Annotated in this window: 23 protein-coding genes; 15 read left to right on the top strand and 8 right to left on the bottom strand. The window is 59.9% G+C overall.

Translation table 11 applies throughout. From position 1 onward, the window contains the following. Positions 1–49 precede the first annotated feature (49 nt). A complete protein-coding gene (locus AC1DCM_RS17510; RefSeq protein WP_442003616.1) occupies positions 50–1,060 on the bottom strand; it encodes a helix-turn-helix domain-containing protein in 1,011 nt (336 codons plus the stop codon). 243 nt (positions 1,061–1,303) lie between these two features. Further along, positions 1,304–2,221 carry an MBL fold metallo-hydrolase gene (locus AC1DCM_RS17505; protein ID WP_477516852.1) on the bottom strand — a complete coding sequence of 306 codons (918 nt, stop codon included), beginning with the start codon at positions 2,219–2,221 and terminating at the stop codon, positions 1,304–1,306. Positions 2,222–2,525: 304 nt separating this feature from the next. On the opposite strand from AC1DCM_RS17505, the gene AC1DCM_RS17500 reads away from it, so the two are divergent. The 5 genes from AC1DCM_RS17500 (at position 2,526) to AC1DCM_RS17480 (ending at position 7,449) form a co-directional block, all read left to right on the top strand. Beyond that, a complete protein-coding gene (locus AC1DCM_RS17500; protein ID WP_442003618.1) occupies positions 2,526–2,993 on the top strand; it encodes a tautomerase family protein in 468 nt (155 codons plus the stop codon). A gap of 60 nt (positions 2,994–3,053) precedes the next feature. After that, positions 3,054–4,022 carry an alpha/beta hydrolase gene (locus AC1DCM_RS17495; RefSeq protein ID WP_442003619.1) on the top strand — a complete coding sequence of 323 codons (969 nt, stop codon included), beginning with the start codon at positions 3,054–3,056 and terminating at the stop codon, positions 4,020–4,022. A gap of 231 nt (positions 4,023–4,253) precedes the next feature. After that, the gene (locus AC1DCM_RS17490; RefSeq protein ID WP_442003620.1) at positions 4,254–4,748 is read left to right on the top strand and encodes a tautomerase family protein; all 495 of its coding nucleotides are present in this window, start codon (positions 4,254–4,256) and stop codon (positions 4,746–4,748) included. A 260-nt stretch (positions 4,749–5,008) separates the two neighbouring features. Next, on the top strand, positions 5,009–5,830 hold the full coding sequence (locus tag AC1DCM_RS17485; RefSeq protein ID WP_477519174.1) for an alpha/beta hydrolase: 822 nt from the start codon (positions 5,009–5,011) through the stop codon (positions 5,828–5,830). Positions 5,831–6,063: 233 nt separating this feature from the next. After that, entirely contained in the window at positions 6,064–7,449 is a 1,386-nt protein-coding gene (locus AC1DCM_RS17480; RefSeq protein WP_442003622.1) for an MFS transporter, read from the top strand. A gap of 439 nt (positions 7,450–7,888) precedes the next feature. Here AC1DCM_RS17480 and AC1DCM_RS17475 read toward each other — a convergent pair whose 3' ends face one another. Genes AC1DCM_RS17475 through AC1DCM_RS17465 form a run of 3 tightly spaced genes read right to left on the bottom strand, consistent with a single transcriptional unit; the run spans position 7,889 to position 10,716 of the window. Then, on the bottom strand, positions 7,889–8,884 hold the full coding sequence (locus AC1DCM_RS17475) for an SLAC1 family transporter (RefSeq protein WP_477519173.1): 996 nt from the start codon (positions 8,882–8,884) through the stop codon (positions 7,889–7,891). 53 nt (positions 8,885–8,937) lie between these two features. Continuing rightward, entirely contained in the window at positions 8,938–9,789 is an 852-nt protein-coding gene (locus tag AC1DCM_RS17470; protein WP_477516849.1) for an MBL fold metallo-hydrolase, read from the bottom strand. A 33-nt stretch (positions 9,790–9,822) separates the two neighbouring features. Beyond that, positions 9,823–10,716 carry an alpha/beta hydrolase gene (locus AC1DCM_RS17465; protein WP_477516848.1) on the bottom strand — a complete coding sequence of 298 codons (894 nt, stop codon included), beginning with the start codon at positions 10,714–10,716 and terminating at the stop codon, positions 9,823–9,825. 232 nt (positions 10,717–10,948) lie between these two features. Between AC1DCM_RS17465 and AC1DCM_RS17460 the strand changes: the two genes are divergently transcribed. From AC1DCM_RS17460 to AC1DCM_RS17430, 7 genes are all read left to right on the top strand, one after another. Further along, complete coding sequence (locus AC1DCM_RS17460; protein ID WP_442019220.1) at positions 10,949–12,118, top strand: thiolase family protein; 1,170 nt, start codon at positions 10,949–10,951, stop codon at positions 12,116–12,118. A 217-nt stretch (positions 12,119–12,335) separates the two neighbouring features. Beyond that, positions 12,336–13,058, top strand: coding sequence for a flavin reductase family protein (locus AC1DCM_RS17455; RefSeq protein ID WP_442003627.1), 723 nt, complete (start codon positions 12,336–12,338; stop codon positions 13,056–13,058). Then, positions 13,059–14,276: an alpha/beta fold hydrolase gene (locus AC1DCM_RS17450; RefSeq protein ID WP_477516847.1), complete on the top strand. Its 1,218-nt coding sequence runs from the start codon at positions 13,059–13,061 to the stop codon at positions 14,274–14,276. Between the two features lie 54 nt (positions 14,277–14,330). Next, a complete protein-coding gene (locus tag AC1DCM_RS17445) occupies positions 14,331–15,119 on the top strand; it encodes an enoyl-CoA hydratase/isomerase family protein (RefSeq protein ID WP_477516846.1) in 789 nt (262 codons plus the stop codon). Positions 15,120–15,177: 58 nt separating this feature from the next. Further along, entirely contained in the window at positions 15,178–15,795 is a 618-nt protein-coding gene (locus AC1DCM_RS17440; RefSeq protein ID WP_442019216.1) for a CGNR zinc finger domain-containing protein, read from the top strand. A gap of 81 nt (positions 15,796–15,876) precedes the next feature. Next, the gene (locus tag AC1DCM_RS17435) at positions 15,877–16,758 is read left to right on the top strand and encodes a sulfurtransferase (RefSeq protein ID WP_477516845.1); all 882 of its coding nucleotides are present in this window, start codon (positions 15,877–15,879) and stop codon (positions 16,756–16,758) included. Positions 16,759–16,778: 20 nt separating this feature from the next. Then, positions 16,779–17,270, top strand: coding sequence for a PaaI family thioesterase (locus AC1DCM_RS17430; protein WP_442019214.1), 492 nt, complete (start codon positions 16,779–16,781; stop codon positions 17,268–17,270). Between the two features lie 79 nt (positions 17,271–17,349). Here AC1DCM_RS17430 and AC1DCM_RS17425 read toward each other — a convergent pair whose 3' ends face one another. The 3 genes from AC1DCM_RS17425 to AC1DCM_RS17415 all read right to left on the bottom strand — a co-directional run bounded on the left by AC1DCM_RS17425 (position 17,350) and on the right by AC1DCM_RS17415 (position 20,224). After that, positions 17,350–18,771, bottom strand: a complete 1,422-nt coding sequence (locus AC1DCM_RS17425; RefSeq protein WP_477516844.1) for an MFS transporter — start codon at positions 18,769–18,771, stop codon at positions 17,350–17,352. Between the two features lie 257 nt (positions 18,772–19,028). Beyond that, a complete protein-coding gene (locus tag AC1DCM_RS17420; RefSeq protein WP_442019212.1) occupies positions 19,029–19,577 on the bottom strand; it encodes a P-loop nucleotide/nucleoside kinase family protein in 549 nt (182 codons plus the stop codon). After that, entirely contained in the window at positions 19,577–20,224 is a 648-nt protein-coding gene (locus tag AC1DCM_RS17415; protein WP_477516843.1) for a bifunctional 4-hydroxy-2-oxoglutarate aldolase/2-dehydro-3-deoxy-phosphogluconate aldolase, read from the bottom strand. Before AC1DCM_RS17415 ends, AC1DCM_RS17420 begins: the two co-directional genes overlap by 1 nt. Before the next feature lie 150 nt (positions 20,225–20,374). Between AC1DCM_RS17415 and AC1DCM_RS17410 the strand changes: the two genes are divergently transcribed. From AC1DCM_RS17410 to AC1DCM_RS17400, 3 genes are read left to right on the top strand one after another with little or no spacing between them, the layout of a single operon-like run. Next, complete coding sequence (locus AC1DCM_RS17410) at positions 20,375–21,346, top strand: Gfo/Idh/MocA family protein (protein WP_477519172.1); 972 nt, start codon at positions 20,375–20,377, stop codon at positions 21,344–21,346. Continuing rightward, positions 21,339–22,334: a LacI family DNA-binding transcriptional regulator gene (locus AC1DCM_RS17405; protein WP_442003637.1), complete on the top strand. Its 996-nt coding sequence runs from the start codon at positions 21,339–21,341 to the stop codon at positions 22,332–22,334. The genes AC1DCM_RS17410 and AC1DCM_RS17405 overlap by 8 nt, the downstream gene beginning before the upstream one ends. Next, entirely contained in the window at positions 22,331–22,897 is a 567-nt protein-coding gene (locus AC1DCM_RS17400; protein WP_477516842.1) for a VOC family protein, read from the top strand. Before AC1DCM_RS17405 ends, AC1DCM_RS17400 begins: the two co-directional genes overlap by 4 nt. Positions 22,898–22,901 lie beyond the last annotated feature (4 nt).

The raw sequence follows: 22,901 nt of genomic DNA, 5'->3' as shown, positions 1-22,901 counted from the left end.
CTGTTTCCTTGCCCTGTCGTCTGTACGTCCGCATGCCAGAAAACTGCTCCTATGTGGGACTCGCCCCTGCAAGGGCATTGAAGAGTGGCGCCCAAGCGTCATCCAAGGGCTGGGATATCAACCCGGTTGACCGTGACGCTTCGTTGACTCCCGAGTCTGGCGCCGGAACGCCGCGACCAAGGGGTGCAGGAGCTGATGCCGGCGCTGTTGTCTGCTGATAACTCTCACGAAACTCTCCGGGTGTCATCGCAAACTCGTGCTTGAATATCCGGCTCAAGTGACTAGCGTCGAAGAAACCCCAGCGGTGGGCAATTGTGGCCACCGGTTGGTCGGATGTGAGCAAGTCGCGCCTGACCGCCGCGAGTCGATGAGCGCGAACAACCGACCGGACGCTGTCACCTGTTGAAGCAAAGGCTCGCTGTACCGTTCGCGGAGAGACATTATGTGCTGTGGCGATGTCCTCTACCCGGAGGGTCCTGCATTGAAGATGCTCGCTAATCCATTGCTCAAGACGCGGCCGAAGCATTGGCAGGAAGTCGCTGCCGCCAACGTTGGCCTTATTACCGAGGACCAGTCCGGCGATGAGCGAAAGCATCGCGTTACGGGCACCTTCCAGTTCCGACTGCGACATTCGGGTGTATTGACGGTCGATCCCGTGCAGTAGGTCTTGGAGGATCTGTGCCAGGGGGCTGTCTGCTGTCCGGAGTACCAAGGAGTCCGGAATACTTGTTTTGGCAAGGAAGGGGATGAGGGCGGAGGAAGGTATCCTGACGCTCTTCTTCCGTACGAAATGCGGAATGACAAACTTGCCCGGCCCGCGGGTGTCGGACAGAAGCACGATCCCGGGCTGTAGGACCGCGCTTCCGTATGCCGTATCTATGACTTGTTTCCCGGCAGAGGCCGTGAAGAGCAGCAATGCCTCATCGCCTCCGCGTCCGTCCTTCGCGCTGCGCACTCCCTCGATCGGCGGAGAATCCCAGTCGGTGATCAGGATGTCCCCAAGGTCGCGCTTCAGGAACTTCCCTGGACGTTCGCTTGCTCCAATCGGCTTTAGATCCATCCTTGCGATGCGCTCATTTGCTTCGATCCTCCAATGAGCATCGAACTCCGAGTTGGTACTGAGAGTATTTCGCAGGTCTAACAAAACGGCCCTTTCCACAGTCACAGACAAAAATCCGTGGCGAACCCGAAGCATCACCCTTCAGGCCCCCACTCCGGGTTCCGACATAACCATAAGCTGAATGACTATGTTAGGGAAGAGTGGATGCGGCCTCGTTTCCGAACGTCTGAAGAAGAATGGTAACTAGTTCACCTCTGTCCCAGTGCTTACGAGGAGTTCGCCGGAATCGCGACGTGCTATCGCACTCTGCGCAGAGAACTGAAGTGTCCACAGGTTTCCGTGATGCGGATACTTGGCCACCATGACGCGGGTGAGTTCTTCGGCATCCTTGGCATCTTGATAAGCGGCAGCGAAATCCTTGATGTAGGCCCGGGTGGTGGCGATCATGTCAGTGACGGCATAGTCATCACCGTCCGGCCTTCGGTGGCCACTGACGATCATCCGGGGATTGAGGCCCTCCACAAGATCCACTGTTTCCAGCCAGTCCTCCCACTCCGCGGGCCTGGAGAGTCCGAGCATTGGATGGATTTCGTTGTAAATCGCGTCACCTGCCACAACCAGGCCGATGTCCGGCACGTGGACCACGGTGGTTGGATTGATGTCGGCCTGCTTTACCTCAATGATCTCCACCAGCGACCCATCGACGTGCAGGGTGTGGCCTTCCAAGGGATCGGGAAGGGGGCCGGCCGTCACGCAAGCGTCACCGAACAACAGATCCCACTCCACTCGTTGCTGCTCCATTGTGTCTTTGATGGCCTCCACTACGTGGGGAAGCGCCACGGCTCTTGCTTCGGGGAAGCGCTCCAGGAGCGGTCCAAAGCCCAGATAGTGGTCGGCATGTGCATGGGTCAGGTAGATCGTGGTGAGTTTCTTGCCCGAGCGCTCGATCAGGTCCCCGAGATCCTTGACGTCCTCTTTGAGGAATAGCGCGTCAACGAGGATTGCCTCCGTAGGGCCGCTGATAAGAGTCGCCGTGGTGGGAGAGAAAGTACCAGTTGGGATGCCGGGAAACTCGCGGGCCGGGATCTCGGGCCAACGGCCGGCGTAGACCGTCGCACGGACCGGCGGGCTTAGCTTCGAGGAACGGGTGTTGCTGCTCATTATGACCTCCAGTGTGGTTGGCGGCTCCGAACGAGGCGCCACAGTTGCCACGCTACGGATGAACAACGAGGTCGCTATAGGAAAATCGCGTCCCTCAGTCGCATATGTGCGCCAGGGTCAGCCACGGGAGCAGGGGCAGTTCAATTCAACGAGGCGCAGTTGTACATCACCTTGACGCGCTGGTCCCAATCCGGCGGTCACGAGCGGCTCTACGGTGATGAAGATCACGATTGCGGGGCTGCTAATCCTGCAAAGGGGGCCGTGGTCACCATGCAACACCTACAAAGGAGAAGGAGGAGCCTGGATGCCATTCTGGGAGATTTATACGCCCGAGGGCGCTTTTGCCGATGAGGACAAGGAGGCGCTGACAGAGAAAATCACGTCGATCTATGAATTAGTGAACCTGCCGAAGTTCTACGTTGTCGTCGTGTTCCACAACATGTCCCGCAACAGCATCTACGTCGGAGGCGAAGCCGCAAACAATTTCATACGCATCCGCGTTGACCATATCGCCCGCGACATGAACGAGGACATGGTCGTGAACGGGATGCCCGCAGGAAGCTTCACCACCGAACAGATTAGGGCGTACTTCCACAATCTGGCCGAGGAGATGCTGGCACCCTTCGTGAAAGAGCGCGGCTACGACTGGGAGATTCACGTCGACGAAACTCCTGAGGATCTTTGGCGTGTGCAAGGCCTCGTCCCCCCACCAGGAGAATCGGACTTTGAGAGGCTCTGGCGCAAGGAGAACCGTCCCGTCCCGTACTACTGAGCAGGCCAACAGGACTGCAACTCACCACCAACTGCCGACGAGTTAGATCAGGAAACACTTGTGAAAAATAGTGAAGCACTCGTAAGAAGAGATATTGAAATCAAGACAGAGGACGGAACCGTTCTTCGTGGCTACCTACACGCAGAACCGAACGTGGCCGCACCCTGCATCGTCATGGCCCATGGATTCGGTGGAATAAAGGAGCACATCGACCACTATGCAGCGGCCTTCGCGGTATCCGGTTTCACCGTGATCGTCTACGACCACCGAGGCTTTGGCACTTCAGGGGGCAAGCTCCGCCATGAGGTTGACCCCTATGTGCAGATGGCGGACTGGCGAGACGTGATCACACAAGCTACAGAACTTCCCGAGGTTGACGGCGCTGCCGGAGTTGGCCTCTGGGGATCCAGCTTTGCAGGAGGGCTGGCCATGGTGATCGGCGCCAACGACCCCAGGGTCCGATGTGTCGTTGCCCAGATTCCACAGGTAAGCGGGCACTTGAATAGTCGGCAGATGTTCAGCGTTGAGCAGAGAGCCGAACTCGAACGGCGCCTCGAGGCCGATCGCCGCGGCCGTATCGCCGGAGAAGCGCCTGAAATGATTCCGGTCTTCTCGTCGGACCCCAACACGCTCTGTGCCCTTCCTCCGAGCGTTGAGCAGGACTTCATCAACTTCGCTCTCCAGGATTCGCCGTCATGGAGCAACGAGGTGACGCTACGATCGGTAGCCCACTTGCTGGAGTTCGAACCAGCCGGATGGATTCCTCACCTGGCACCGAAGCCCCTGCTGATGATCGTAGGCCGGGCTGATACCTGCACCTTCCCGGAAGTCCAGTTGGCAGCATTCGAGTCCGCCCGTCATCCGAAGCAGGTTCTCGTGCATGAAGGCGGCCACTTCGACACCTATACGGACCACTTCGAGCAATCCAGCGAAGCCGCAAGTTCATGGTTCTTGGAGCACCTGCGTGGTGGCGAAGAGTTCCCCTCAATGGCTGCTGTTCCAACAGCGGTGGCGCTGGATAGGCATTAGTAGATCACGCAGCCACCGCCTTAAGCCACGCAACTGGACCTTGCCGGAGTGCGCCTGAATCACGCACTGTTCAACCAGGCGCAGTTGTACATCACCTTGACGCGCTGGTCCCAATCCGGCAGTCACGAGCGGCTATATGGTGATGAAGATCACGATTGCAGCGCTGCTAATCCTGCGACGGGGTCTACGGTCACCCATGCAACACCTACAAAGGAGAAGGAGGAGCCAGGAATGCCATTCTGGGAAATTTACACACCCAAGGACGCTTTTACCGATGAGGACAAGGAGGCGTTGACTCGAGGAATAACGTCGATCTACTACGACTTGGTCGATCTGCCGAAGTTTTACGTCGTCGTCGTCTTTCATGAGATGCCCCGCAACAGCATCTACGTTGGAGGCGAAGCGGCGAACAATTTCATACGCATCCGCCTTGACCACATAGCCCGTAAAACAGTTGACTACATCGAGCACCACACGAACAAGAAGACGGTGGTGAACGGAATCGCCCTCGGAAGCTTGACCTCGGAACAGCTCCGGGCAGACTTCCACGACAAAGTGGAGGAGGTCCTTGTGCCCTTCGTGAAAGAGCGCGGCTACGACTGGGAGATCCACGTCGACGAAACCCCTGAGGACCTTTGGCGCGTTCAAGGCCTCGTTCCGCCACCTGGATGGTCCGAGTTCGAACAGCTCTGGCGCAAGGAGAACCGTCCCGTTCCCTACTACTGAGCAAGCCGATTTCCAAGCAGGGTCTGGCAACATCGCTGGCGGCTGGGGAATCAATAACAGTTCAGACAAAAATGCTCGGCCGGTATGTTCCGGTCGAGCATTTTTGTTTCCGGCAGGGAAGGACCAGAGAGGTGCGATATTGCGGACGTCGCTCATGGAGCGGTGCTGATCATGTCACGGCTTGCGGCAGAACACCGTCGCAATAGGCAAACCGTTGTTACTTCTGTCACATTCTGATAGCTTCATCCGCTATGGAAACGATGATGTTTAACGCCGGCGGCAATGTTCAACTCGAGATTCTCGCGTCAGGCCCTCCGGGGGCGATCCGACCCCGTTCTGCTCTTCTCTTTGTGCATGGCCTCGGTCATGACGCAACGTGCTGGCGCAACTGGATGCACGCAGCCTCCGAGGATGGCTATGCGGCGTACGCGATCTCGCTCAGGGGCCATGGCGGCAGCGGAGGACGCCTGCGTTCCGCCCGGCTGAAGGATTATGTTGAAGACGTCCTTCGCGCCGTCGAGGCTGTCGATGCCGATGAGATCGTCTTGGTTGGACACTCACTCGGTGGACTGGTGGTGCAGCGGGTGTTGGCGCTGCAGCCGACGACGGTGAGCGCGGGCGTGCTTGTTGGCTCCATCACCTCCGGTCCGGCCTTCGGAACGGTGTTTTCGGTGCTGAGAAGCCATCCCTGGCAAGCGATGCGGTTTCTCGCGGGTCGAAGCCTTCGGCTGCCGCCGGACATGTTGTTCGAGCGGATGGGCGCTGAGGAGGCGGCGGAGATCTCCCGATCCCTTTGCGGGGAGTCACCCTGGGTCCAGTACCAGCTGCTTTTCCACCTTCCGGCGAAGGTGAAGTCCGAATATCCGCTTCTGTCCGTCCACAGCAGGCACGACCGAATGGTGCCAGCGCGGTCGGCGCGCGCAACCGCACGACGCTATGGCGCCGATGTGCGGGAACTCGCCGGGATCGGACATGACATGATGCTCGACGGCGGCTGGGAGGAGTCCTGGAGCGTGATCAGCGGCTGGTTGAAGGCGCTTCGGGTCGAGGCCATCTCGCGGACGGCAAGGCCAGCGGATTGAATACCGAAAAACCATTGCTTGAAAGAGCTGTGTAGCTTAAGCTTCTTTCAATCGCAGAGTTCACCCTGTGTCCCCGATCACACTTGAGGATTCGGTTGCCATGAGCAAGGCGCAAGGGAACAACCTAGACGGCAATCGCTCACGGAAGACTGCGTGCCCTGATCCACGAGCACTACGAGCTTCGCATCAGCTCACGCACGCCAACGACGGCGTGCATTAGAAAGGCAAACAACATGGCAATTGCCAACGAGGCGTCAAAGACGACCGACCTCCGGACCCCGGCATCCTCCCGCTTGACCGTTCAGGAAATACTCAATCAGGCGCCGCTTGGCAACAGGCGCCGCGTGATCATCCTTCTCGGGTTCCTGACCATGACCCTTGAAGGAGTTGAAATCGGCCTGTGGGGATTCATCTACCCACAAATAGTCACGCAGTGGGGTACCTCGCTGGCAACAGTTACCACCATGGTGACGCTGGGAGTTGTGGGCCTCACCGTCGGTTCGATGGTTGCCGGCCCGCTGTCGGACCAGATCGGCCGAAGGCTCCCGATTATCGTAGGCACGGCAGGATTCGGGCTGGCCACCTTAGGCGGCGCGCTGGCACAAAACGACCTTACGTTGGGAATCTTCCGGGTGGTGGCATGCCTGTTCCTCGGAGCTGTGATGCCCCTGGTCATCACACTCGTTGCCGAGTTTGCGCCTGAAAAGCGTAAGGCCGCCATTGTGGCCATCACGTTCACGGGTTTCCCGTTGGGGACAGTCATCACCGGCTTCCTGGCATCCACCATTCTCCCCACCTTGGGCTGGCAGTGGCTGCTCGGAACCGGAACAGTCCTGGCATTGATTCTCCTGCCCGCGCTGTTGTGGGGCCTTCCGGAATCAACGGTGTTCATGATTCGAAGGGGAGGCCGGACTGAAAAAGTGACGAAGGTACTGAGTGCCATCATCCCCGGCTTCGACATGAACACTGTGGATCTGACGGGCGCACCGCAGGCTGGCGCTGCCAAGCCGGTTGGAGGTGTCAGGGCCGTACTGTCCAAGAAACTTGTGGTGGTATCGCTGCTCATCTGGCTTTGCTACTTCATCTGCGCCGCAGTGGTTTATATGTTCCTGAACTACCTGCCGCTGATCGTCAAGCAACTTCATATCGACGCCGCGGGCACAGGCAATGTGGTTTCGATGTTCGGCATCGGCGGTGTGATCGGAGCCTTGGCTATCGGGTTTGCCATGGAGAAGCTGGGCAAATATGTATCCCTCGGTGCGGCCTTCACGCTGGCCGCCGGAGCGGCCTGGATCCTGGCATCAGTCAATCTGACCTTGCCCCTGCTGCTGGTTCTGGGCTTCACCATCGGCGTTGTGCTGGTGGGTGCCAACAGCGGTATGAACGCACTGAGCACATCCGTTTTCCCCACTGAAGCCCGCGCAACCGGCGTGTCATGGATGCACAGCTTCGGCAAGGCCGGCTCCATCGTCAGCGGTGTGCTGGGTGGCGTGATGCTGGGTGCGGGATGGGGCGTGGACCAGATCTTCTTCGCCCTGGCCATTCCACTCCTGGCCGGAGCTGCAGCCGTGGGGGCAGTCAGGGCGATGACCATGCGCCGTTCACGTTCGGACGCATAAGGGTCACACAGGACGTCAGCGATAAATAGTCCCAATCCGAGCCACCTTGCTCCTGCTCCGGAGCAAGGTGGCTCCGCTGTTTGCCGAGTCAGCCGGTGGCAAGGTTCGCTGACTTCCGAACGGGTGCTGTCGCACCTTCCGGCGCAGTTCGCTGGCAGCGCCTCCGGCAGGCGCCGACTGGAGAAGCAATTGGCATCCCGCGCCGAGCTGCTCAGGGCCCGATGCTCCCGCGCCACGGTCATGCCCTCGCGGCGAGTGCCCTGAACACGGAAAAGACCTCCGAGTGGAGCTGGACTCTCTACAAGTCCCGCTCCACCCGAAGGTCCTTCCTTGTCGCCCCTGCGCGCCGCAACCATTCCCAGAACTCAAGCGCCCGACGTCGAACATCCAGTTGGGCGCCTCCGCGCGGACTTGCTGTGGTCACGCCTATGCGGAAGCGTCAGCGCTCTTTCTTGGCTGGCGAACCGTGAATGAGTGTCCGTATTCCGGTGCCAAGAACAAAAGCCGTGGCAAGGCCCAAGAGGGCCCAGGAGATGAGTTCCGAGCCGGCGACGTCGACGGTCTTGAGCCACCGGATGCCGTAGTTCGCCGACGTTGACACCGGGAAGGTGAAGATCCAGAACGTCAACGAAAACGGCAGGCTGGCGTACTGGGGAATCAGAACCACCTGCATCAGAATCATCATGAGGAGGATTCCCGTGAGTCCTGTCTGGATGATTCCGGAACCCTCCGGGCGGATGACTATCCAGGCAACGCAGGCCGTTGCGGGGGCGGCCACATACGCGGCCAAGACGGGCTTCAACTCGTCCGGCATCTCAATCCCCGCCATGAAGCGCACCGTCACCACCGTTCCCATCACCAGCCAGAAAAAAGCGCCGGTTCCCCACGCGGCGATCGCTGCTTGGGGCAAACCCATGGTGGAGAAGCCGATGCTGGCGATGAAGGGACCTGCGGCAACGGGAAGCAGGTAACCCGGGTGGACCCATTCCAGAGTCACTCCTCCGGTCACCCAGTGGGCCAGAAGTCTTGCTCCGAGCAGCGTGAGAGCGATGATGAAGCACAGGCACAGCAGGGACCAAAACGTCTTGTTGTATTCGATGTAGTGACTGCTCAGGAGGATGCCCACCAGGGGAATGAACGACGCTGACGGGCCGTTTCCGGGGTGCCTTAGTTCTTTGTCGAAGTGTCCCTTGGACCCGTATCGGAAACTTTTTGCCAGATACCGGATAAGCAGGATGGACCAGATGCCGGCACTTATCCCGTAAAAGACCTCCGCTGGCCATGCGGGAGCACGAAGTGTCAGGCGTGCCGCCTGCCAGGCGCCTCCCAGCCCAGTGATGCCCAGGGGAATGGCAAACAGGTTGAACGGGTGCGACGGAGGCTTTGGGGGAGGTTCAGCGAGGGGAGGCGGTGGTTCAGTGACGAGATCGGGCAACTGAGCTTCCGAAGTCGTCGCAACGCGCCCTATCGTGGGCGCCTGTCTGCTGGTCAACTGAGCAGTTTCATGGCCGCACCCCACAATGCACCCGGGTTTATCCGATCAGGATGAAGCGCAAGCATTGCGGAGAAGAACTCCTCCGGCGTTGGTTGCTCGGCCAGGAGCTTTGATGCGTCCAAAAGGTACCTGCGGGTCTCTTGGATCTGTCCGGGCAGATCGGGCACTGCGGGATTCTTGTGGCCGGCCACAACGAACTTCGGATCGAGGCTTTCCGCGATATCAATCGCCCGCAGCCAGGCTTCCAGACCCCCGTCCTGGGACTCGGTCAGATAGGGGTGGACCCCGTTATAGACGGCGTCCCCGGCTACCAGGAGCCCGATGGAGGGAACGAAGAGCATGGTGGTGTTGTCGGTGTCGGTATGGCCCGCTTCAATGATCTGCAGTTCATGACCCTCAAGTTCAAACGACCCATTGTCCACCGGCTGGGTCACTGTTGTGGTGGGCGGAATCTGGTCGGGGAAGATCGAGTCCCAGAAGGAGGAACGGAACTCCGGGGAGCCGTGCATGGCCATTTCCTGGAGCGTGCCCGGGGTTGCCAGTACTGTAACCCCCGGAAACCGCTCGGCCAGGGGACCTGCGCCGAACCAGTGGTCGCCATGGCCGTGGGTGATGTAGATGTGGCTAAGTGTCCTCCCTGAGGCCTCAATCCAGTCCCCGACCCTCGTTGTCTGGTCCACCGTCATGGGCGGGTCAACCAGCACCGCGTTCTCCTGTCCGGAGATCAGCGTGGAGGATAGCGGGGACCAGATGCGGGGGTCACCGTTGGGAAGTGTGCCTCGTCCCGTTTGAGGCAGGGTGCCGGAGACAAAGACGTCGTAAACCAGCTCGGTTGTGGGTGCCATAGTATGCGTCACTTTCCCTGAAGCTTGTGGTGGTTAGAGGTGTAGCAAGAACCAGTCGAGGGCGGCGGAACTTGATTCTTCGAAGTTTTCTACGTACGGCTCGAAGTGGCCGCCCGGAAGCATCACGAGTGATTTGGGCTCCTGGGCCTGTTCGTAGGCCTCGAGGGCCAGGTCCGTGCCGGTCAGTTCATCGTCAGCGGCCACGATGAAGAGCAGCGGCTTCGGGGACACCCTTGAGGCCCAGACTCCCGGTTCGTACAGGCGCGCTGCCCGGGTGGATTGCAAGGTGACGGTGTTGTCCCAGCCGTATTCTTCCGGACCGGGTTGCGTGTAGAAGCGCAGGGCGGAGGGAAGCCGGTACGCGGCAGGCTGATTTGGATCACTGCTTACCACTGCGATCATCCTGGGTGCCTTGCCGGCGGCTTGGTCCCGTTCGTCGTCGATGAAGGACTGTTCCAGCGCCGTCCTGGCATCGCCCACTGCCCTCCGGGAGCCGGCCACATGGCCGTTAATGGCGGGCACCTGGGACACCACTGCTTTGAGCCGTCCTTCCGTGGCCCCCAAAACAAGCGCGTGCCCGCCGGAGTAGCTGGACCCCCAGAGGCCTATGCGCGAGGGGTCCACTTCGGGCCTGCCTTCGAGATAGGTTACCGCCCGGCGCCAGTCCTTGATCTGCTGCCAGGGATTGATGTCATGACGAAGTTCGCCATCACTCGCGCCGAAATTGCGGTGGTCGTGGACCAGGACCACGAATCCGTTGGCAGCAAAGCGGGAGGCGTATGCGTCGAGGCGATGAGCTCGGGTTCCGGCATAGCCGTGTGCCATGGTGATGGCGGGATGAGGCCCTGGCCCATCCGGGATGTAGAGCCAAGCACGGAGCGTGATGCCCCCATCGGCCGTGAATTCAACATCCAGTCGTTCTGCCATGAGTCTCTCTTTTCTTTCCAGCGCCCCTGGACGGGCAGGGTGAAGCCGCGGGAGCAACGCCGCGCGCCGCGGGGAATTTGTGAGGTGTGAGTAAAGGGGGTAAAGACGTGAAATAAGCGTACAGCTTTAGACTATGTCCTGCAACGATTTTTTGGCGTATGCTCCTTTCACGGCCGCGTGCCGGCTACCCATTCCAGATTTCCTTCCCCGATGCACGACGAAAGGCAGAAGCATGGCAAGCAGCTTCATCTACGACGGGATCCGAACCCCCTTCGGAAAATTCGGTAAGTCATTGGCTGGCGTTCGTCCTGACGATTTGGCCTCCCATGTGGTCCGCGAAGTGGTGGGCAGGCAGCCCGGGCTGGAAGCGGACAGGATTAACGAGGTGATCCTGGGCAACGCCAATGGTGCTGGGGAGGATAACCGCAATGTGGCGCGCATGGCTGCGCTGCTCGCCGGGCTTCCGACGTCGGTACCTGGCGTCACGGTCAATCGACTGTGCGGCTCTGGACTTGAGGCTGCCATCCAGGCAAGCCGCGCTGTGGAAATCGGAGATGCCGACCTGATTGTTGCCGGGGGTGTTGAGTCGATGAGCAGGGCGCCCTGGATCCTGGGAAAACCCGAGAGGGCGTATCCCGCTGGCCCTGAAACCCTGCACAGTTCGACGCTGGGCTGGCGTATGGTCAACCCCCGGATGAACGAGGCCTGGACTATCTCCAATGGCGAGACGGCTGAAATCCTGGCCGACAAGTTTGGCATATCAAGGACCGAGCAAGACCAGTTTGCCGTGAGAAGCCACACCTTGGCTGCCAAGGCCTGGTCCGAGGGCATCTACGACGACGAAGTCGTGCCCCATCCGGATTCGACGCTCCTCACCGATGAGGGCGTGCGACCCGGCACCTCCGAGGTGGCCCTGGCTGGCTTGGAGCCGGCGTTCCGCGACGGTGGCTCGGTAACGGCGGGTAATTCCTCTCCGCTCAATGATGGGGCGGCGGCCATGCTCATCGGCCGTGAAGGTGCCCTCGAAACGGAACCTCTGGCTCGCATCGTTTCACGTGGGGTGGCCGGCAACGATCCGAACGTTTTCGGCATTGCCCCTGTGGAGGCTGCGAATCAGGCGCTTGCCCGGGCAGGCAAGACCTGGGCAGACGTCGACGTCGTCGAGCTCAACGAAGCGTTTGCCGCCCAAAGCCTTGCGTGCCTGCGGCTTTGGCCTGACCTGGACCCGGAGAAAGTGAATATCCATGGTGGAGCCTTGGCGCTGGGCCACCCGCTGGGGGCGTCCGGCTCCCGCATTCTCATACACCTGGCGCGCGAGCTGAAGCGCCGTGGAGGCGGTGTTGGAGTCGCTGCCATTTGCATCGGCGTCGGGCAAGGCCTTGCTGTCGTTCTGGAGCGATAGCCGCCGCCCCGCCCCCCGCGCGGTTGCGGCACCCAAGGCGTTTTCGAATTCTCAATCAACACTCTTGTCTGAAATAGGTAAAGCGGATACGCTTACTTCAGCTGCCTTTCACTAGGCTCCAAAACTTCCCACCACCGCAGGCCGCGCCGATGCAGCCTCAGGTCGCGTTTCTTCTAAGGAACGCCCCCACACTGACAAGGAAAGATAAAGGCTCTCCATGATCATCAATAGTGCGGATCTCGACGCCGTCGACTCCTACAAACTCCTCATCGGAAGCATCATTCCCAGGGCCATCGCCTGGGTGAGCACCGTCTCACCCGACGGAGTGGCCAATCTTGCGCCCATTTCCTTCTTCACGGCGGTGGGGCGAAAGCCGCCCATGGTGTCGATCTCGCTGCAGCCGCGCTCAGACGGGAAGACCCTCAAGGACACCTTCGTCAACATTCGCGAAACGGGAAACTTTGTGGTGAACGTGGCGACCCTTCCACAGGCAGACGCCCTGCACTCCTCCGCCTTCGAATTTCCCTCGGGCATCGACGAGTTTGAGGCAGTGGGGCTGGAAAAAGAGGCTTCACAAGCCGTGTCTGCGCCCAGGATCAAAGACGCTCCCATCGCAATGGAATGCATCGTTAACCGCATCATCCCTGTGGGCGAGATGAACGATCACGTGGTCTGGGGCGAAGTTGTCCGTTTCCACGTCAAAGACGAGCTTTACCTGGAACGAGGCCGGATTGATACGGCAGCAGTTACCGCCGTCGGGCGGTTGGCGGCTGAGTACACCCTGGTTGAAAACGTGTTTACCACGCCGCTTGAGGATGAACTCCTCAAGTCCAAGCACAAGCAACGCATGGCACGGCTGGACGGTCAGCCGAGCGACTGGTCACCCATCAATACAGCAGCCTGGTCCCCATCCGGCTCGACCCTCACCAAGGAGCAGTAGATGAGCACTGTAATGGAGCAGTTGCAGAAGCAGGACCCCTCGTTGACAACCACTGGCAGCGGCGATGTGGCCGTACTTTTCATCCACGGATTCCTGGATGACCAGAGTGTCTGGGACGACGTCGTCTCCGAACTCGCCACCGCGAACGCCCAGTTTCTGAGGCTGGACCTGGCCGGGATGGGGGACCGGAGCGGGGACGAAGGCCCCTACAGCCTGGAGCGATACGCCGACGACGTCGCTCGCGTCGTGGCGGGTCTGGACAGGCCCGTCGTGGTCGTCGCGCAGAGCATGGCAACGCTCGTAGCCGAACTAGTTGGGGTCCGCCATCCAGACAAAGTGGTGGGTGCTGTATTTGTTACCCCGGTGCCTTTAGCGGGGACACACCTTCCTGAGGAAGCTGTTGGTCCTTTCCGGCATCTGGGTGGAGATGCAGCAGCCCAACGAGGGATCCGGCAGTACCTCGGCGGCGGGTTGAACGAGTTCGGGTTGGACAAGCTCACCTACATAGGGGGCCGCATCCGTCCGGAAGTCGTGACCCACCTCGTGGACTGCTGGAACGAAGGGATTCCGAACGCCCCTGCGGAGAGCGAATTTAGCTCACCAGTGTTAATAATCCGCGGTGAAGCAGACCCGTTCGCGACCGCCGAGCTGATCTCTTCAGCTGTCGCCCCGCGATTCCGGCACGTCAAGGAGGAAGTACTCAGCGGGGCGGGCCACTGGCCTCACGTCGAGCAGCCTCAGAACGTGGCCGGTTTCATCGGCCGATTCCTCAAAGAAGTTTCTGAAGCATCTGCCACTACGTCTGGCGGAGGAGACGCCCAAGGCTGGATCAACGCTTTTGCCAGCAAATCCGCTGACGACTTTGGCGAGGCCTTCCACCGCGACGTGGTGCTTGAGGCTTCCGTTATCCGATCGCCCATCACCGGCCGGGAGAACGTGAAAGCGGTAATGAGCGCAGCCAGCTCTATTTACGAATCGCTGGAGTTCACCCATCAAACCGTCAATGGGCCGCGCACTTACCTTGAATGGCAGGCCACCGCGTTCAGTGGTCTCAAGATCGACGGAGTCACTATCCTCACCAAAGACGAAGCCGGCCAGATCGTCTCGGCTGCCATCCACCATCGCCCGCTTGACGCAGCGCTCCGGTTTTCGGCTGAACTGGGGAAACGCCTCGGGAAGTCCGTGGGCGATGAATCCCGTTTCTACTCCGCCGACTGATTCCTTCGGATTCAGCTGGTTCGCAACTACTTCCTAGCGAAAGGGCTTATGCCAATGACCCACCTTACGTTTACGGTCCAGGACCAGATTGCCACCATCATCCTGGACAATCCGCCCCAGAACCGGATCGACCTTCAGATGGCGGACGAGCTTTCCGAAGCTGTGACCGTGATAGGCAGTAGCGACGCCCGTGTGGTCATCATTCGGGCTGAAGGCGCCGACTTCAGTTTCGGAGGCGACATCATGACGTGGCCGGGTGCGGAAACGCGGGAGTTGCGTGCCTTGTTTGAGCGCTACATGTCAGTCTTCAACCAGTTGGAGTTGCTGCCGATGCCGGTGATTGCCGAAGTTCAGGGCCTTTGCTTTGGAGGAGGGTTTGAACTCGCCCTGCGGGCCGACCTCATTTTCGCAGCAGAATCAGCGGAGTTCGGGCATCCGGAGCAAACTCTTGGCATCGTCACCCTCTTGGGTGGCATCTATCGCGTTGCCGAAAGGGCAGGCAAGACCCGGGCAGCAGAATGGGCGATGACTTCGGAGAAAGTATCCGCTTCTGAAATGAACCGAGCAGGAGTGGTGAACCGCGTCGTTTCCGATGACAAGCTCCGGGAGGAAGTCTTGGCGTTTGCCCAGCGGATCGCCACTGGAGCTACACAGGCATACGCTGCGCATAAGGCGCTCCTGAGAACCTGGTCGTTGGGCGGCGTCGCTGCGGCAGACCAAGCGATGTTCGATATCGCCATGCCGTTGTTTGAACGCGAAGACACCCAGGCCGGGCTGAAATCGGCCGTGGAGGCACTGGAAGCGGGACGGCCGCGCCCGGTGTTGGAATTTCAAGGCCGCTAATCGCACTTAACATGGTGGATGGCCAAGGGTGCCCTGGAAGTTGGCGAGAGGGGATGCAGTGAGCGACTGGAACGCGACGCAACGCTATGACATGGAAAGTGCTCCCGGAGGGCTGGGTTTTGTGCATGACCTGCTCAACACGAAATCGGCTGGAAAGCCGCGAAGGACCGATTTGTTGCTTGATCTCGGGCTCGCCCAGGATTGGCTGGATGCTGGTCTGAAACAGTGGGCACTGGCCACCGGACGGCGTTATGTCGAAGTCAAACTTACGGAACGCGACCTGGAACACCTGCGGTACTTTCGTGATGAACTTGCGGGCACGCTAAACGCCGGAGGCGACCCGGACGCCGTCGTTCGTTCCGACATTGACGCCTTGCCCACAGTCTGGACGACCGCCACCTCCTTGAGGCTCAAGTCCAATGGCGAGATCCAGGCTGAACCGCAGGGAGCCGGAGCCGGGCACATTGAATCCCTGGCTATGACGGAGATCTTCCAGGCCCAACTCGCAGGGACCTGGCATCGGCTCAAACTATGCCGCAGCGAAAAATGCAGGGTTGCGTTCTTTGATCGCTCCCGCAACAACAGCGGCGTGTGGCATGACGTAAGAATTTGTGGAAACCCGGCGAATCTCCGGGCGCACCGAGCACGAAAACTTGAATCAAAGCTCGTGAATTGACTCCCATTTCTGTTCGTTCGTGAACAATGTGCAGGAGGGGTCTTTTCGCTGACCGGGCTATTAACCCCACTAAGGACCTCAATGCAAGCTTTACCTGCGGACAATTCCGCCCGAATCACCGAGTACGCGCATCCTGACAGGCTGGTTACGGCTGAATGGCTTGTACGGCACATGGCTGATGACAGACTGGTCATCGTGGAGTCTGACGAGGACCCGCTGCTTTATGAACTGGGCCATATTCCGTCGGCCGTTAAAATTGACTGGCATACAGATCTGAACGACCCTGTTATTCGCGACTATTTGGCGGGGCAGGAATTTGCCAATCTAATGATGTCCAAAGGTATTTCGCGGGACAGCACCGTTGTCATTTATGGTGACAAGCACAACTGGTGGGCAGCCTATACCCTCTGGGTGTTCCGTCTCTTTGGCCATCCTGACGTCCGCTTGCTCGATGGCGGGCGGGAAACGTGGATCTCCGAAGGGCGTCCCCTCGAGACTTCGCTGCCGCCGGCAAGGAGCGCAACGTCCTATCCGGTAGTCACGCGCGATGACTCGTCCATCCGGGCGTTCAAGGAGGACGTCCAGGAACACCTCGGCCTATCCCTCATCGACATCCGCAGCCCCGAGGAGTACACCGGCGAGCGGACTTCAATTCCCGATTACCCGCAGGAGGGGGTCCTCCGTGGCGGGCATATCCCTGGAGCACGCAATGTGCCGTGGGCGCGGGCTGTTTCGGATAATGGAACGTTCAGGCCGCGGAGGGAACTGGAGCAGATCTACTTCCAAGAAATAGGCCTGAAAGCGGACGATCAAGTTATCACATACTGCCGTATTGGTGAGCGCTCAAGCCATTCCTGGTTCGCCCTGACTTTCCTGCTGGGTATGGACCGGGTGAGGAACTACGACGGTTCCTGGACCGAATGGGGCAATGCCGTACGGGCTCCCATAGCGGTAGGTAGCTGAAGCGAACAAGAGGAGCAGTTGTGAGTGAGCGTAAACGAGTCGTAGCGTGGGACGATCCAGCCATTGGCGCGGCCGCCATGCCCGGCATGAGCGGCCTGGAATACCTGCACTCAATGATGGGCAAAAAACTGCCACCCCCACCGATGGGCGAACTACTGAACATGACCCTGGTGGATGCGGCACTGGGCACTGTCACCTTTACCTGTCATCCCGACGAGTCCCATTACAACCCAATCGGCTCGGTTCACGGCGGGCTCCTCTGCACCCTGCTCGATTCCGCCCTTGGTTGCGCCGTGCAGACAACCCTTCCCCAAGGCCAGGGTTACACCTCCATAGAGATTAAGGTGAACTACCTACGCTCGGTGCAGGCTGACAGCGGCCCATTGACCTGTGTAGGCGTTGTATCGAAGCCTGGCAATCGCGTTGCCTTCGCGGACGGCACTGTCACTGACGCCAAGGGCAAGCTCGTAGCTACCGCCACAGGCTCCCTGCTCGTCTTCGCAATCGACTGACCTGGTGGGGTCAGCGCCACAGAGGGAGAGCCCCCGACCGGTTTCGGTCGAGGGCTCTGCCGAGTGAATCGCCCGGGATCTACATCCCTGAACTCTTCGTCCGGACCGCGGCCGGCGCAGTCGTCGAAACAAGGTGCTCACCCTCCAATACTTCGGGGTCTGCCGGTGCGACGGTGGCACGTTTTCCCCTGCTGCCGGTCTCGGGCAGCGTGAAGTACACGATGAGGCATAGGGCGACTATCGCGATCATGTAGTAGGCGACGAACATTGGCTGTCCGGCGCCAACGAAGGCAGCAGCGACCAGTGGTGCGGTCCCGCCGAAGATGGCAATCACGATCTGGTGAGAGAACCCGATGCCGGACACCCGGACGGATGCAGGAAACAGTTCTGCCTGAATCGTCGGGTAGACCGACTGCCAGATACCAAGGACCACCCAGCCTGAAGCTGAAACCAAAACGTAAACGCCGAACCCTGGCTGGTTCAACAGCAAAAGCAAGGGGTAGAACAGTGCGATCATGCCGATGGCGCCGATGATGGGGAAGATCTTGCGGCGGCCGAGACGGTCGGAAAGATAACCACAAATTGGCACGATGATCACGAGTAATGCAAGTCCGATGACACTTCCTGCAAGCGTTGAGGCGAGGTCCCGGCCAGTCGTGAGTTTGGCGTAAGTGGGCAGGAAGGTCGCCCATGTGTAGTACGCCACTGCGGGGGCAGAAAGGGCTGCCGTCTGCAGCAGGGCCTTTGGATGATCGCGCAGGAGATCCCGCAGACGCGCCGGTGCAGACTTTTGATCGACGGCGGCACTTGCTTCAAATTCAGGGGTTTCATCCGAACGGGCGCGCAGAATGAGACCGACTACTCCGAGCGCACCGCCAATGACGAACGGAATGCGCCAACCCCACGCAGCCAGTTCATCGGGGGAGAAGGCTGAAGTGACCATAGCCGCAGCACCAGTCGCTGCGAGAGTTGCGAGGCCGCTTGCCATGTTGGAAAACGAACCGAAGAGACCCCTGCGGTTTGCAGGAGCGTGTTCGACCATGAACGCGATGGCGCTCTGCTGCTCGGTGCCGGCGGAGATTCCTTGCAGGATGCGCGCAACCAAGAAGAGAATTGGGGCGGCGTAGCCGATGGTTCCAAAGGACGGCGTAAGGCCGATGATCAGGGCTCCGAGGGCCATCCCGGAGATGGACAGTGTCAGAATAAGCCGTCGGCCGAAACGATCTGCCAGCGGCGAGATGATGATGCCGCTAAGAGGCCGAACCACAAACCCCACCGCGTAAGTGAGAAGGGCTGCCACGAGGGATGCGAACGCAGAGTCACTCGGAAAGATCTGCGACGAAAATACTGCTGCGAGCAGCCCGTAGATGTACCAGTCGTACCACTCCACAAAGTGGCCGATGGTACCTGCGATCAGGTTGACGCGGCGGCGGGGCGGCTCGGACGCTTCGGGAAATTCCGAAGAGCCTGGACTGTCCAGCGCTTCTTTTGAGGTCTTCATTGAACTCTCCATATTTGGGTTCCAGGGAGGATAGGGTTTCGATCCGGGGCATCGGCGAGGCGGCCGACTGCGATATGGGCGCTTAATGCCAAGCATGGGGCCGGTACGCGAACTCTTCAAGGCTTTGCGTTTCCAGCGGTTCTTACCTGGGAAACGCAAATGAGATCGGTTGCTGAGATCGGTTGCAATCAACCTTACGGACTGAATGTGATGCTTGTCAACGTTTTACTTGTGGCGCGTGTAGGCCGAAGGTCGGTTTACTCAGCCTCAATGGAAAGAGGCGCTTCGTTGTTGAAGTCCAGGAATTGCACTCCGGACCAGGCGCACTCCAAGCTGCCGTACGCAGACCAGTATTCATCCCAATGGGCGAGTTTCCACTGGTCGCGCTCCAGTCCGCGGTGGGTGAGCCGTTCGCGGAGAACTTCCTGACGTACCCGCACTCGGATGACTGTGATCTCGCACGAGGGCCACAGAAAGTTTTCTGCAGCACGGGTCAAATAATCTGCTTCTCCGAAGTAGGCTCCAAAGGGAGCATCAAGGACCACTGACCGGCCGAGGCGTAGGTTCACGCCCGCCACATCCATGAGGGTTTCGTACTCAAGGGGCAGCAGGTTGTCGCGATAGTAGTCGTTGGACTCGCGGTCGGTGGGATCGTGCCCGGTCGCGGTCAGCGCGAATTCAACGAAGCGGCCACATACCCGGTCCTTGTCCAGGTATGCCGCTTCCTGTTCCTTTGCTGTTTGCTGGGCAACCGTCGTTTTTCCCGAGCCGGCCGGTCCGATAACAATGAAGACACCCGGAGACATTATCGGCGGGCCTCTGCCACTGCTGACAGGAATTCCTCGGCAGCTTTCGTGACGCGGGTAAAGTCGCCGTCCGGCTGCCATGCCTTTGTCACGTAGCTGCCCACACCGACGCCCGCCACGCCCGCCGCGAACCATTCGCCGACGTTTTCCAGTGTCACGCCACCTGCGGGCATGATCGGCAGATGGGCCAGCGGCGCCAGCACAGACTTCGCATAGGCAATGCCGCCAGCCTCGGTGGGGAAGAGCTTGAGGATATCCGCACCCGCTTCTGCTGTTTCCACTAGCTCAGTCGGTGTGTAAGCCCCACTGATTGTTGGTATTTGGTATCGGTTGGCTGTGCGGATCATCGCAGGGTTCAACTGCGGGCTGACCAAGAACTCTGCGCCGGCGCGGATGCACTCGTAGGCTGAATGCTCATCCAACACGGTCCCGGCGCCGACTGCCACGCCGGTGGGCCCATGCTTGGCGGCGAGTCGTCGAATGACGTCTACGGCGCCGGGAATGGAAAGCGTGATTTCGAGGGCTTTGAAGCCTCCTTCGATAGCGGCTTCCGCCACGCGTTCGGCGAGTTCGGCGTTCTCGAGTCGCACGATGAGTACGGCCCCGGATTCGTCGATGGTTTGCAGGGTGCGAAGTTTCTTTTGCATGCTGGCTTCTTTCCGGACGGGAAGCGTCCTGGTCTTGAGCAGCCCGGCTCGTGTTGATGTTCCGTTGACAAACTCTCCCACCATCCATACTGTTATTGCAACCGATCTCAGCAACCGATCTCATACAAGGGGGTATTGCGGTTGACTCATGTGCGCACAATCATTCTTGGTGCTTCCCATTGGCACGTTCCGCTTTATGCGCAGGCCATTGGCGACGAGCACAACGTCCTCGGAGTCAGTGACGAGGACGTGTCCATCGTCCAAGGACTTGCCGACGGCTGGGGAGCACCGGTGGAGGCTGACTGGCAGAAGCTAGTGGACCTTCCCGATGTTGGCCTTGCCTATGTCTTTGGCCCCCACGATGGCATGGCGGAGAAGTGTTTTGCCCTGATAGAACGGGGTATTCCGTTCGTGGTGGAAAAGCCGCTGGGAACTTCACTTGCCCAACTTTCTGCCGTACGTAAGGCCGCCGAGGCAGCTGGCGTGCCCGCCACAGTACCCTTGGTCCAGCGGGGCGGCCCGACCGACCGATGGCTGGCTAAAGCTGGACGACCGACGTACCAGCGAACATCTTTCATCGCAGGACCACCATCCCGGTATCTCTCCAACGCAAACCCCTGGATGCTCGACCCCATCAAGGCTGGCGGAGGATGCTTGGCCAACCTCGGTCCACATTTCGTTGATCTGTTCCTTCAGGGCTGCGATGAGTCAGTGGCACATATCCAGTCCCGGCTCTCCTCGGTCCTTCATGACCAGGCTGTTGAGGATCATGCCACTTTGATCATCACCACGCCGGCCGGACGCGAAGCCATTGTTGAGGTGGGCTACGCATTCCCCGGCTCCCCGTTCAAGCGCTACTGCAGCTTCACTTCGGTCGGAGAAGCGGGATTCGCGTCCGTCGATTCAGACGGCACAGCTTCCTTCACGGCCCTGGACGGCACCACGGAATCCGACAAGATCGATGTGGACAGCGACCCGCTCTACGACCCCTTCGTGCGGAGTGTCGCACGGACACTGGATGATGGATTCCGGGGCTTGCCCACGCTGGCCCAGCTCGAGAATGTCATGCGGCCCATTTGGCGGGCCTATGACGACCAGCACGGAGGAAATGAACATGCCTGACCTGAGTATCGACGTCGTTGCAAAAGCTGCCGGTGTCCACCGGTCAACAGTCTCCCGGGCGTTCTCACGCCCTGAGGCGGTGAAGAGTGAAACACGCGAGCACATCCTCCGGGTCGCCGAGGCACTCGGCTACACCATGAGTCCGCTGGCGCAAGCGCTCCGTCGAAAGACCAGCACCATCATTCCTCTGATTGTCCCTGACATTACGAACCCGTTCTTCGCAGAACTTGCCAAGACAATGACACAGGCAGCTGACGAGCGCGGCTACCAACTCATGCTCTGCGTCACCAACGGCGACCCGGCCAAGACCGATGGATACTTCACAGCGATGCAGGCGATGTATGCCCCGTTCGGGATTGTGGCGCCCTCCACGAAGGTGGATTCCGAAGCCCTGAAGCGTTTTGCCTTCGGCCATAAGGTGGTGGTGATCGACCGCGTGGAAGGTGACGACTCCGTTCCTACGGTCACCGTCGACAGCCGCAAAGGAATCATGCTGGCGTTGGACCATTTGCATGCCTTGGGGCACACCTCGATCGGCTACGTTTCCGGTATCGCCGGGACACATACGGCCCAAGACCGTATGGACGCCTATCTGGAGCTCACCGCCCAAAGCGGCAGCGCGCCCGTGGTGCTGGACAGCGGGTCAGACCTGGATGCGGGAACGCGCGGGGCAGAGCACTTCCTGCAGATGGACAATCCGCCGACGGCTATCATCGCGGCCAACGACATGGTGGCCTTTGCAGTGATCTCGGAACTCGGTCGGAGCGGCCTGCGGGTACCGGACGACGTGTCGGTCATCGGGTTCGATGGGCTCGCTCTCGGTGCGCGCTTCAACCCTCCCCTGACAACAGTGCGGCAGCCCATCGCCGACATGGGACATATCGCGATCGAATTGGCAGAAAAGCAGAATGTTGACGGCTCCGTGGACCACATCGTCCTTGAACCTGAGCTTCTGGTGCGCGGTTCCACCTCGGGACCTCGAAAATGAGTGCGGCAGGGGAGTCGACGCTCCGGCGTCTGCCGGGACTCCAGTACACGGACCACGTGGGACTGACGGTTCCAAACCTTGACGAGGGCGTTCGGTTCTTCGTCGAAGTGCTCGGAGCTGAAGAGCTATACCGCTCCGAACGCGGGCCCGACGAAGATTTTATGCCCACGAACTTCGAAGTCCCGGCAGATGCCAAGCTCACACTCGCCATGCTGAGACTGCCTCCGAACCTCAACATCGAGCTCTTCGAGTGGAGCAGCGCTGAGCGGCGCGAGACGCCACCGCGTCATTGCGACGCCGGGGGACACCACCTGTGCTTCGTCGTGGACGACGTCGATGGAGCCATCGAAGTGCTTCAGGAAACACCAGGGGTACGCGTGCTCGGGGAACGCAAGGAAGTCGCAGGTGACAGCCCTCGTGTATCCGGCAACCGCTGGACCTACTTCATTACCCCTTGGGGGCTGCTGATGGAGATCGTGGATCGGTCCCGCGTCGCAGACCCACCCCGGCTGGTCGGTCCCGCGGACTGGGCAGCAACAAGAAAGACGTCAGAAAGGACATGAAACC

Source organism: Paenarthrobacter sp. 10N417 (assembly GCF_056394745.1).
Note: the sequence above shows the minus strand (reverse complement) of the source record. Positions and strands in the feature narration are given on the sequence as shown.

Bases quoted from the DNA above. Each gene is read 5' to 3' on its own strand.
- AC1DCM_RS17465 (WP_477516848.1), bottom strand. From the start codon at position 10,716: ATGGCAGAACGACTGGATGTTGAATTCACGGCCGATGGGGGCATCACG.
- AC1DCM_RS17435 (WP_477516845.1), top strand. From the start codon at position 15,877: ATGCAAGCTTTACCTGCGGACAATTCCGCCCGAATCACCGAGTACGCG.
- AC1DCM_RS17505 (WP_477516852.1), bottom strand. From the start codon at position 2,221: ATGAGCAGCAACACCCGTTCCTCGAAGCTAAGCCCGCCGGTCCGTGCG.
- AC1DCM_RS17455 (WP_442003627.1), top strand. From the start codon at position 12,336: ATGATCATCAATAGTGCGGATCTCGACGCCGTCGACTCCTACAAACTC.
- AC1DCM_RS17490 (WP_442003620.1), top strand. From the start codon at position 4,254: ATGCCATTCTGGGAAATTTACACACCCAAGGACGCTTTTACCGATGAG.
- AC1DCM_RS17450 (WP_477516847.1), top strand. From the start codon at position 13,059: ATGAGCACTGTAATGGAGCAGTTGCAGAAGCAGGACCCCTCGTTGACA.
- AC1DCM_RS17510 (WP_442003616.1), bottom strand. From the start codon at position 1,060: ATGGATCTAAAGCCGATTGGAGCAAGCGAACGTCCAGGGAAGTTCCTG.
- AC1DCM_RS17500 (WP_442003618.1), top strand. From the start codon at position 2,526: ATGCCATTCTGGGAGATTTATACGCCCGAGGGCGCTTTTGCCGATGAG.
- AC1DCM_RS17480 (WP_442003622.1), top strand. From the start codon at position 6,064: ATGGCAATTGCCAACGAGGCGTCAAAGACGACCGACCTCCGGACCCCG.
- AC1DCM_RS17445 (WP_477516846.1), top strand. From the start codon at position 14,331: ATGACCCACCTTACGTTTACGGTCCAGGACCAGATTGCCACCATCATC.
- AC1DCM_RS17460 (WP_442019220.1), top strand. From the start codon at position 10,949: ATGGCAAGCAGCTTCATCTACGACGGGATCCGAACCCCCTTCGGAAAA.
- AC1DCM_RS17470 (WP_477516849.1), bottom strand. From the start codon at position 9,789: ATGGCACCCACAACCGAGCTGGTTTACGACGTCTTTGTCTCCGGCACC.
- AC1DCM_RS17405 (WP_442003637.1), top strand. From the start codon at position 21,339: ATGCCTGACCTGAGTATCGACGTCGTTGCAAAAGCTGCCGGTGTCCAC.
- AC1DCM_RS17420 (WP_442019212.1), bottom strand. From the start codon at position 19,577: ATGTCTCCGGGTGTCTTCATTGTTATCGGACCGGCCGGCTCGGGAAAA.
- AC1DCM_RS17485 (WP_477519174.1), top strand. From the start codon at position 5,009: ATGATGTTTAACGCCGGCGGCAATGTTCAACTCGAGATTCTCGCGTCA.
- AC1DCM_RS17415 (WP_477516843.1), bottom strand. From the start codon at position 20,224: ATGCAAAAGAAACTTCGCACCCTGCAAACCATCGACGAATCCGGGGCC.
- AC1DCM_RS17400 (WP_477516842.1), top strand. From the start codon at position 22,331: ATGAGTGCGGCAGGGGAGTCGACGCTCCGGCGTCTGCCGGGACTCCAG.
- AC1DCM_RS17425 (WP_477516844.1), bottom strand. From the start codon at position 18,771: ATGAAGACCTCAAAAGAAGCGCTGGACAGTCCAGGCTCTTCGGAATTT.